Source organism: Dietzia sp. DQ11-71, assembly GCF_014144995.1.
Lineage (GTDB): Bacteria > Actinomycetota > Actinomycetes > Mycobacteriales > Mycobacteriaceae > Dietzia > Dietzia kunjamensis.
The window spans coordinates 1-9,746 of the sequence record NZ_JAALDT010000350.1 but is presented as its reverse complement, the minus strand read 5'-3'; the positions used below and the strand labels follow the sequence as shown (position 1 = coordinate 9,746).

Genomic DNA, 9,746 nt, shown 5'->3' with positions numbered 1-9,746 from the left:
AACGCTGCTCGGCGGAGTCGCGGGCGGCCACTGCCTCGGACTCGCGCCGGGCGGCCTCATCGGCGGCCGCCACCATCTCCCCCACCACGGTGCGCTGGTCGGCCGCGGCTCGCTGGAGATACTCCTGGCGCAGCCCGGCATCCGCCGGCCCGCCGGGATCGAGGATCGCCGACGCCGCGCCCGGTGCGGTTCCCTGCCGGTGCAACAGCCGTGAATAATCGTCGAGGGTGCCGCGCGCGGACTCGACGCCGGACTCCGCCTGCTCGCGTTCGGCGGAGGTACGGTCTGCCTCGGCGATGGCCCGGTCGAGTTCGATCCGGGCCATCTGGAGGTCGACCAGGCTCTTGTTGACGCTCTCCCGGCTGACCGCGATCTCCTCGCGGGTCTGGTCCAGTCGGGCGCTGGCATCGGCGACGGCACGGATAAGGCCGGAGATGTCGCCGGGCGCGACCGCGGTGACCTGCTGGGCTCCGGCCACCGGCGCCTGCACCGCACCGGCGGCTGTTCCCAGGACCAGCACCGCGGCCAGTGCCGCCCGCCCGGGTGCCCTTCCGGGATACCTGCGTGTGCGCGCCCCTCGGGCACGGTTCGACGAATGGTCAGGCTCCACGTTTCACCTTCCGCTGACCGCACCGGGGTGCGGCTGACCGCGCGACCCGCACGGCGGGACGCGAGACCGAGGCGGTGTCGGCGGCCGGTGATGCCTTCCCCTGCGCCACTGGAGCCTCAACACGACTCGGTAGAACCTAGTGTTCCTTTAGCACCGTAGGTCACAGGGAACACATGTGAAACATCGGTCGGCAAAATACACTGCTGTAACTTGCATAACAGCAGGACGGGCGGCGTGTCGCGAATTGGACACCGTTGTCGGAAAAGCGACGTTTCGGCGTCTTCTCAGCGTGAGCGACGTCGCAGGACGATCGCGAAGGCGACGAGCGCGAGCACGGTGACCACGATCGCGGCCGCGGTCAGGGCGCCCCATGGCGGAGCGGGGGCGGTGACCTTGTGAGCGAAGACCGCGGCGGAGGCCACCGGGTCGAACTCCTCCCAGGCGTCGTCCTGTCCGGCCTCGAGTTGGTGGCGCGGGATCGAGTCGCTGAAGCTGCCGATGAACACCGGGGTGCGCACGAGGATCGTGCCGTCGTACTCCTCGCCCAGGAACGCCGCGAGGTCACGGGCGTCCGTGTAGACGGTCGCCGGCGCCTCGGTGTAGACCACTTTCAGGTCCAGACCTCGATCACCGGCCTCGTCCACCACGGTCCGGAGGCCCTCGACGAACGGTGCAGGTGCGGAGACCCCGTCGTCGGCGAGGTCGGCGACCACTGCCTGGTAGTCCAGCCAGGGCGGGACCTCGTCCTCCCGTAACGACATGATCGGCTCGGCCGCATACGCGAGCACCGTCACGGGATCGGAGGGAGTGTCCACGTGCGACATGGTGCCATCTCTCCGTCGTCGCCCACGAACCCACGCGCCGCTCGTCGGCGATAACCGCAGTCGCGTGCCCACGTTCGGGCGTGCCGGGGGCTATACAGGACGGGCGTACTGGTAAATTGGCGGCCGAAGACGGATCACAGGGTCCACAATGGATGCTGTGTCCGCCCCGGCGCCGCCGCCCGAGACAGACGCGGTGACACCGGGAGGGATGACGAACCGACATTCGCACCACGAGTGGAGCTGACGTGACAGCAAGCATTGATAGTTTCGGCGCCAAGGGGACCCTTGAGGTCGGCGACGAGACCTACGACATCTACCGCCTGTCGGCGGTTCCGGGGGCCGAGAAGCTCCCTTACTCGCTCAAGGTCCTCACCGAGAACCTCCTGCGCACCGAGGACGGCAAGAACGTCACCAAGGAGCACATCGAGGCCCTGGCGAGCTGGGACCCCAGTGCCGAGCCCGACACCGAGATCCAGTTCACGCCGGCCCGCGTGATCATGCAGGACTTCACAGGCGTGCCCTGCATCGTCGACCTCGCCACCATGCGTGAGGCCGTCGAGAAGCTCGGTGGAGACCCGGACAAGGTCAACCCCCTCGCCCCCGCCGAGATGGTCATCGACCACTCGGTGATCATCGAGTCCTTCGGTCAGGCCAGCTCGTTCGAGAAGAACGTGGAGATCGAGTACGAGCGCAACGAGGAGCGGTACCAGTTCCTGCGCTGGGGTCAGGGCGCGTTCGACGACTTCAAGGTCGTCCCCCCGGGCACCGGCATCGTCCACCAGGTCAACATCGAGTACCTGGCGCGCACGGTGATGGTCCGCAACGGCCAAGCCTACCCCGACACCTGTGTCGGTACCGACTCGCACACCACCATGGAGAACGGTCTCGGCGTCCTCGGCTGGGGCGTCGGCGGCATCGAGGCCGAGGCCGCGATGCTCGGTCAGCCGATCTCCATGCTCATCCCCCGCGTCGTGGGCTTCAAGCTCACCGGTGCGATCAAGCCGGGCGTCACCGCCACCGACGTGGTGCTGACGATCACCGAGATGCTGCGCAAGCACGGCGTCGTCGGCAAGTTCGTCGAGTTCTACGGCGCCGGTGTCGCGGCCGTGCCGCTGGCCAACCGCGCCACTATCGGCAACATGAGCCCGGAGTTCGGCTCCACCTGCGCCATGTTCCCGATCGACGGCGAGACCATCGATTACCTGCGCCTGACCGGCCGCGATGAGGAGCAGCTCGCCCTCGTCGAGGCCTACGCCAAGGAGCAGGGCATGTGGCTCCACCCGGACTCCGAGGAGCCCGTCTTCTCCGAGTACCTGGAGCTGGACCTCGGGGACGTCGTCCCGTCGATCGCCGGCCCGAAGCGTCCCCAGGACCGCATCGAGCTCTCCGATTCCAAGAGCGCGTTCCGCAAGGACATCCACAACTACGTGGACGGCGAGGCCAAGCCGCTCGGTGACACCGAGAAGGGCCGGATGCAGTCCGAGGGCGGTGCCCCGTCGGACAACGCCGGCAAGGTGACCCTCGCCCATGCCGAGGAAGGTGCGGTCCGCGCCGACGCGTCCACGCGTTCCGAGGGCCGCCCGTCGAAGCCGGTCGAGGTCAAGGTCGGCGACACGGAGATGGTGCTGGACCACGGCATCGTGTCCATCGCGTCGATCACCTCGTGCACCAACACCTCCAACCCGTCGGTGATGATCGGCGCCGGGCTCGTCGCCCGCAAGGCGCACGAGAAGGGCCTCACGGCCAAGCCGTGGGTCAAGACCTCCATGGCCCCGGGCTCGCAGGTCGTCACCGAGTACTACGAGCGTGCCGGTCTCTGGCCCGACCTGGAGGCCCTCGGCTTCCACCTCGTCGGCTACGGCTGCACCACCTGCATCGGCAACTCCGGCCCGCTGCCGGAGGAGATCTCCGCCGCGATCCAGGAGAACGACCTCACCGCGACCGCTGTCCTGTCCGGTAACCGCAACTTCGAGGGCCGGATCAACCAGGACGTCAAGATGAACTACCTGGCGTCCCCGCCGCTGGTCATCGCCTACGCGATCGCAGGCTCGATGGACTTCGACTTCGAGAATGACTCGCTGGGCAAGGACAAGGAGGGCAACGACGTCTTCCTCAAGGACATCTGGCCCACCTCCGAGGAGATCGAGGAGACCATCAAGGCCTCCATCTCGTCCAACGAGTACAAGTCCAAGTACGCCGACGTGTTCGCCGGTGACGAGCGCTGGCGCGGTCTCAGCACCCCGGACGGCAAGACCTTCGAGTGGGACCAGAAGTCGACCTACGTTCGCAAGGCCCCGTACTTCGAGGGCATGGAGATGGAGCCGGAGCCGGTCACCGACATCAAGGGCGCCCGCGTCCTGGCCAAGCTCGGCGACTCGGTCACCACCGACCACATCTCGCCGGCGTCGACCATCAAGCCGGGTACCCCGGCGGCGCAGTACCTCGACGCCAACGGCGTGGAGCGCAAGGACTACAACTCCTTCGGCTCCCGCCGCGGCAACCACGAGGTCATGATCCGTGGCACGTTCGCCAACATCCGGCTGCAGAACCAGCTGCTGGACGGCGTGACGGGCGGTTACACCCGCGACTTCACCCAGGAGGGCGCGCCGCAGGCGTTCATCTACGACGCCGCGCAGAACTACGCCGAGCAGAACACCCCGCTCGTCGTGCTCGGCGGCAAGGAGTACGGCACCGGCTCCTCGCGTGACTGGGCCGCCAAGGGCACGCGCCTGCTCGGCGTCCGCGCCGTGATCACCGAGTCGTTCGAGCGCATCCACCGCTCCAACCTCATCGGCATGGGCGTCATCCCGCTGCAGTTCCCCGAGGGCGAGTCCCACGAGACCCTCGGGCTCGACGGCACGGAGACCTTCGACATCTCCGGCATCGAGGAGCTGAACAACGGCACCACGCCCAAGACGGTCAAGGTCACCGCCACCAAGGAGGACGGCCAGGTCGTCGAGTTCGACGCCAAGGTGCGCATCGACACCCCCGGCGAGGCGGACTACTACCGCAACGGCGGCATCCTGCAGTACGTCCTGCGGAACATGATCAAGGGCTGATCGGCCTCCCACATCAACGGCGGTGCGCGGTTTCCCCTGCTCAGGCAAGGTGACTGCGCACCGCCGCGGTGTTTCCGAAGGAAGGTAGCGAGATGCCCAGGGTCAGTCAGGACCACATGGACGCCCGGCGACACCAGATCCTGTCAGGCGCACGTGAGTGCTTCGCCGAGTACGGGTTCGAGGGCGCCACGGTGCGTCGTCTGGAAGAGGCCACCGGACTGAGCCGGGGTGCCATCTTCCACCACTTCGACGACAAGGACGCGCTCTTCCTCGCACTCGCGCACGACGACGCGGCAGCGATGGCCGCCACCGTGGCCGCGCAGGGTCTGGTCCAGGTGATGCGGGAGATCCTCGCCGACCCCCAGGAGTTCTCCTGGCTCGGGACGCGTCTGGAGATCGCCCGGCGGATCCGCACCGACCCGGACTTCCGGGAACGGTGGACGGACCGACAGGCGGAGGTCGACGCGGCGGTCGTGGCCCGCCTCCGCGAACAGAAGGCGTCCGGAAGGATGCGCACCGACATCCCCGCGGACGTGCTGCGTGTGTACCTCGACATCGTGCTGGATGGCCTCATCACGCACTTGGCGACCGGTCGCGGCACCGAGCACGTCAGCGAGATGCTCGACCTCGTCGAGGCGTCCCTGCGGACCGGGCAGGGGTGACCCGGAGCCGGTCTCCCGCCGGGCCTGCCGCCTCCGCCGCCTCCGCCGCCTCCGCAGGTTCCCGCCGAGAAGAGGAAAACGCGCGTATCGGTCGAGTGAGCGTGCACGAGATCCTCTTCTCGGCGGGGCCACGGGAACGGCGCGTACGTTGGTCGCATGTCCACACCTGACGCGCAGATCCCCCAGCTCACCCTGAACGACGGCCGCTCGATCCCCCAGGTCGGATTCGGCACCTTCCAGGTCCCGCCCGCCGATACCGAGAAGGTCGTCACCGACGCGATCGAGGCCGGTTACCGCCACCTCGACACCGCCCAGATGTACGGCAACGAGGAGGGGGTGGGCCGGGCCGTCGCGGCGTCCGGCATCCCGCGCGACGAGTTCTGGATCACCACCAAACTCAACAACACCTTCCACGAGCGCACCGCCGCCCGTGAGGCCACCGAGCGCTCGCTCGAGGCCCTGGGCGGGCGCATCGACCTCTACCTCGTGCATTGGCCACTGGCGATGCACAACGACGTCGCCACCGTGTGGGAGACGATGGAGGAGATCCGCTCCGACCTGGCCGTCGACTCGATCGGCGTCTCCAACTTCACCGCGGCGAACCTCGCGCGACTGGCGGAGGCCGGCCTGAGCACCCCGACGGTCGACCAGATCGAGTCCAACCCGTACTTCGTCAACGACGACCTGCGCGCGGCGTGCGTCGAACGGGGCATCGCTGTGGAGGCATGGAGCCCGCTGGCCCAGGGCGCGGTCTTCGGTGACCCCCAGTTGCAGGCGCTCGCCGAGCAGGTCGGGCGCACGGTGTCCCAGGTCGTGCTCCGGTGGGTGCTGCAGCGGGGCGACGTCGTCTTCCCCAAGTCCTCGAGCCCGGCCCGCATGCGCGAGAACCTCGAGGTGTTCGACTTCGAGCTGTCGGACGAGCAGATGGCTTCCATCACCGCGCTGCACAACGGCACCCGTTCGGGCCCGGACCCGGACACCTTCGACTGGCGCGGCTGACCCCACCGCCAGACCCCACCGCCAGACCCCACCGCCAGACCCCATCGAGAAGACAGTTCCGCACACGTTTGCCGAGAGGTAGGTGTGCGGAACGCTCTTTTCGACGCCGCGACGGGCCGCAAGCGCCCTAGAGTCGGTCCATGACCACCACCGCGGACACGGGCGGGGAGCCCGGCGCGGGCGGGGCTCCCCGCGGCGCGCCGGGCCGGACAGTGACCGACCGGTCCACCACGGCTCCGGTCCTCGCCTCGTACGCGGCGGGCAGCCTGGGCACGGGTGCGTTCGGCACCCTGCCCGGGTTGGTGCTGGCGTACTACCTCACCGACTCGATCGGGGTGGCGGCCGCCGTCGCGACGGTGCTCGTGCTGGTGCCCAAGGTCATCGACGTCCTGGCCTACCCACTCATCGGCGCGATCTCGGACAGGGCGTCGCACCGCAGCGGCTATCGCACGGGCCTGATGTTGTTCGGGGCGCTGGCCCTGCCGTTGCTGTTCGTCGCGACCTTCTCGGCACCGACCGGCTGGAGCACTGGCGCGGCCGGGGTGTGGGTGATGGGCTTCTTCCTCCTGGCGTCCATCGCGTACTCGTGCTTCCAGGTGCCGTATCTGGCACTGCCGGCCGAACTCACCGATGACGCCGCCGCCCGCGTGACGCTGCTGGCGTGGCGGGTGGCCGTTCTCGCCGCGGCGATTCTGCTCACGGGGGGCGGTGGCCCGGCACTGCGTGACGCGGCCGGCGGCGGGCCCACCGGATACGTGGTGATGGCCGTCGGGGTCGCCGCGCTGATGCTCATGGGCATGCTGTGGTCGACGTTCGTGGCGGGCCGCCGCACGATCATGCGGGCCGACGCGCCGGCCGGTGGGCTCGCGCACGAGTATCGCGACGGACTCGACGCGCTGCGGGTCACGCGGCCGTTCCGGTTGCTCGTCGCGGTGTTCTGTCTGCAGGCCGTGGCGACGGCCGTGATGCTCGCGGGCGGCCAGTACGTGGCGACCTACGTGCTGGGTGACGAGACCGCTCTGACCGGGCTCTTCCTCGCACTGGTGGGCCCTGCGCTACTCGTGATGCCGCTGTGGACCCGTCTCGCGCACGCCCGCGGGAAGGTGCCGGCGCTGGCCGCGGCCACGGCGCTGTTCACGGTGGCGACCCTGCTGCTCATCCCGGCCGGCTTCTCCCCCGGCGCGTGGGTGCATCTCCCGGTGGCGCTGGCTGGTGTCGCGTACGCGGGCATGCAGGCTCTACCGATGTCGATGCTGCCCGACTGCACCGACCTGGATCGCTCGTTGGGGGGACGACGACGAAGTGGCGCGATGAGCGGCCTGTGGACGGCGTCGGAGACCGGCGCGATGGCCCTGGGCCCGGTCGTCGTGCTCGCCCTGTTGGCATTCGGTGGTTTCCGCTCCGGCGGGGTGTCCGATCAGCCCGGGACGGCGCACTGGGCCATCGTCCTCGCGTTCTCCCTGGTTCCCGCGCTCCTCGCCGGCGCGAGCCTGCTGCTGATCCGGACTCTCGGCCGGTCCTATCCCCGATGGACGGAGCGAACATGACCCCCGATCCCCTCGCCCTGGAGATCACCGATCGCGGGGAACACGCGCTGGCCCGCCTCGCCGCGATGCGGGCGCAGGACCCGCCGACCACCGGGGGCCGGGTCCTGTCGTACGTCTACGATTCCGGGCTCGCCGAACTCGACGAACTGGCGACCCGCGCGGCTCGTCTCGCCCATGGCGTCAACGGCCTCGACCCCACGGTGTACTCCTCGGTCGCCCGGATCCACGGCGGCATAGTCGACCGTGTGCGCGACATTCTCCGTGGACGGTCCGCGGGCGCGGGTGGCGAGGGCGGCGACGGGCTCGGTGGCGACATCTACGGGAACGTCACGTCCGGTGGCACCGAGAGCTGCATGCTCGCCTGCCTCGCCGCGCGCGAGGTCTCCGGTCGACAGCCGGGCGACGGTGGAACGATCGTCGCGCCGGTGACGGTGCACGCGGCGTTCCGCAAGGCCGCGCACCTGCTGGGCCTGAGGTTCGTCGGCGTCGAGGTCGATCCCGGGACGGGGCGGGTGATCGCCGCCGAGCTCCTCGCGGCGGTCGATGGGGACACGGTGCTGGTGGTGTGTTCGGCGCCCGCGTACCCGAACGGCGTGATCGACCCCGTGGCCGAGGTGGCCGCCGGACTCGAGGCCGACCACGATCCGCGCATCGGGCTGCACGTCGACGCCTGCCTCGGCGGCCTGGTGCTGCCTTTCTGGCCCGGTCCGGACCCCGCCGGTCCGGACGACGCCGGTCCGGATGCCACCGAGCCGAACCCGATGCCGCTCTGGGACCTCCGTGTCGCGCGGGTCACCAGCATCTCGGCGGACGTACACAAGTACGGTTTCGCACCCAAGGGCACGTCGGTGCTGCTCAGCCGGGGCCGCGAACGCCACCGGGCGGCATGGTTCGCCACCGTCGACTGGCCCGGCTACCCGGTGGTCAACCCGACGCTCGCCGGATCCAAACCGCTCGAACCCGCCGCGGCGGCGTGGACGGTGCTCGAGGTACTCGGCGACGGCGGGCAGCGTGAACTGGTCGCCCGGACCGCCCGGGCGACCGATCGGTTGGTCGACGGGTTGTCCGGCATCGAGGGGCTACGAGTCCTCGACCGCGATCCCGGCCCACTGCTGGCGGTCGTCGCCGACGAGTCCGCCGGAGACGGCCGGCGCGTTCACCCGCACCTCTGGGCGGATGCCTGCGCCCGGAGGGGCATCGCCGTCCAGGCGCAGCCCGCCTACCGCCAGAAGCGAGGGACCTTGTCGTCGTCGTCCCACCTCACCATCACCCCGGTGACCGAACGGCTCGTCGAGGAGATCCTCCGCGTTGCGTTTGAGGCCGCCGACGAGGTCCGCGGGCAGCCTGATCCGGCGCCTCCGACGGGGTTTGCCGACGTGCTCGACGCGCTCGAGACAGGGGCCCTCTCCCCCACCGACCTGCTCGCCCTGCCGGAAGACGAAGTCCACGCGCTCGTGGGCGGCGTTCTCTCCGCCGGCGAGGGCGGGGGTAAGGCAGGCCGTGGTGGCGATGCGGGGATGGCGCCGCTCCTCGCGGCGATCGAGCGGCTGCCCGCCGGCGTGGGCGGCCGCCTGGTCCGCGCCTACCTCGCGGCGGTGATGGAGTGACGGTGATGGAGTGATTCAGGCGAACTTCGCCTGAATCTCAGCAGACGCCCGGAACCACCGACCGATGTACGGCACCGCGATAGGAGCGGGATTCGCCCGGAGGTACCGCACGAACCAGTCGGTCAACCCGTCCCACTGGGCGTGATCGCCCGGGGGATGGAGTCCCCATCCCAGTTCGGTGAGCGTCCAGTGCGCTTTGGCGGAGTTGCGCAGCATAGATGTCGTCACCCAGTTCGCCTCGGTGTCCTCTCCCCCACGGGACACCGGCTGCAGGTGGTCGATGGTCGGGAACAGCTCCCAGAACGCGAAGTGCGATCGCGACATCGCCCAGTTCGGATCCGCGGGGAAGTCCTCCGGAAGCAGTACGGAGAGCAGCCGTAGGGCCCCGGGGTTGACCAGAGGTCAAGCCCCTAGAAGTGGTGTAACTGAATTGTGATC

The 9,746-nt window shown here is 69.4% G+C and carries 7 protein-coding genes and 1 pseudogene; 5 read left to right on the top strand and 3 right to left on the bottom strand.

All coding sequences use genetic code 11. From position 1 onward, the window contains the following. Positions 1–520 (bottom strand): annotated as a pseudogene (locus tag G6023_RS12395) (NlpC/P60 family protein); the annotation flags it as partial. A gap of 374 nt (positions 521–894) precedes the next feature. After that, entirely contained in the window at positions 895–1,434 is a 540-nt protein-coding gene (locus G6023_RS12390) for an Rv1476 family membrane protein (RefSeq protein ID WP_187700164.1), read from the bottom strand. A 245-nt stretch (positions 1,435–1,679) separates the two neighbouring features. Between G6023_RS12390 and G6023_RS12385 the strand changes: the two genes are divergently transcribed. The 5 genes from G6023_RS12385 (at position 1,680) to G6023_RS12365 (ending at position 9,308) form a co-directional block, all read left to right on the top strand. Then, on the top strand, positions 1,680–4,493 hold the full coding sequence (locus G6023_RS12385) for an aconitate hydratase (RefSeq protein WP_132063340.1): 2,814 nt from the start codon (positions 1,680–1,682) through the stop codon (positions 4,491–4,493). Between the two features lie 92 nt (positions 4,494–4,585). Further along, positions 4,586–5,155: a TetR/AcrR family transcriptional regulator gene (locus tag G6023_RS12380; protein ID WP_069390485.1), complete on the top strand. Its 570-nt coding sequence runs from the start codon at positions 4,586–4,588 to the stop codon at positions 5,153–5,155. 156 nt (positions 5,156–5,311) lie between these two features. Next, positions 5,312–6,154 carry an aldo/keto reductase gene (locus G6023_RS12375; protein WP_182635769.1) on the top strand — a complete coding sequence of 281 codons (843 nt, stop codon included), beginning with the start codon at positions 5,312–5,314 and terminating at the stop codon, positions 6,152–6,154. Between the two features lie 140 nt (positions 6,155–6,294). After that, positions 6,295–7,701 (top strand): MFS transporter, encoded by a 1,407-nt coding sequence (locus G6023_RS12370; protein ID WP_241727842.1) that lies wholly within the window; start codon positions 6,295–6,297, stop codon positions 7,699–7,701. Then, positions 7,698–9,308 carry a pyridoxal phosphate-dependent decarboxylase family protein gene (locus G6023_RS12365; RefSeq protein WP_182635766.1) on the top strand — a complete coding sequence of 537 codons (1,611 nt, stop codon included), beginning with the start codon at positions 7,698–7,700 and terminating at the stop codon, positions 9,306–9,308. The genes G6023_RS12370 and G6023_RS12365 overlap by 4 nt, the downstream gene beginning before the upstream one ends. Before the next feature lie 15 nt (positions 9,309–9,323). On the opposite strand, the gene G6023_RS12360 is transcribed toward G6023_RS12365, so the two are convergent. Next, complete coding sequence (locus G6023_RS12360) at positions 9,324–9,632, bottom strand: HNH endonuclease (RefSeq protein WP_182635764.1); 309 nt, start codon at positions 9,630–9,632, stop codon at positions 9,324–9,326. Between the last annotated feature and the right edge of the window lie 114 nt (positions 9,633–9,746).

Bases quoted from the DNA above. Each gene is read 5' to 3' on its own strand.
- G6023_RS12360 (WP_182635764.1), bottom strand. From the start codon at position 9,632: ATGTCGCGATCGCACTTCGCGTTCTGGGAGCTGTTCCCGACCATCGAC.
- G6023_RS12370 (WP_241727842.1), top strand. From the start codon at position 6,295: ATGACCACCACCGCGGACACGGGCGGGGAGCCCGGCGCGGGCGGGGCT.
- G6023_RS12380 (WP_069390485.1), top strand. From the start codon at position 4,586: ATGCCCAGGGTCAGTCAGGACCACATGGACGCCCGGCGACACCAGATC.
- G6023_RS12390 (WP_187700164.1), bottom strand. From the start codon at position 1,434: ATGTCGCACGTGGACACTCCCTCCGATCCCGTGACGGTGCTCGCGTAT.
- G6023_RS12375 (WP_182635769.1), top strand. From the start codon at position 5,312: ATGTCCACACCTGACGCGCAGATCCCCCAGCTCACCCTGAACGACGGC.
- G6023_RS12365 (WP_182635766.1), top strand. From the start codon at position 7,698: ATGACCCCCGATCCCCTCGCCCTGGAGATCACCGATCGCGGGGAACAC.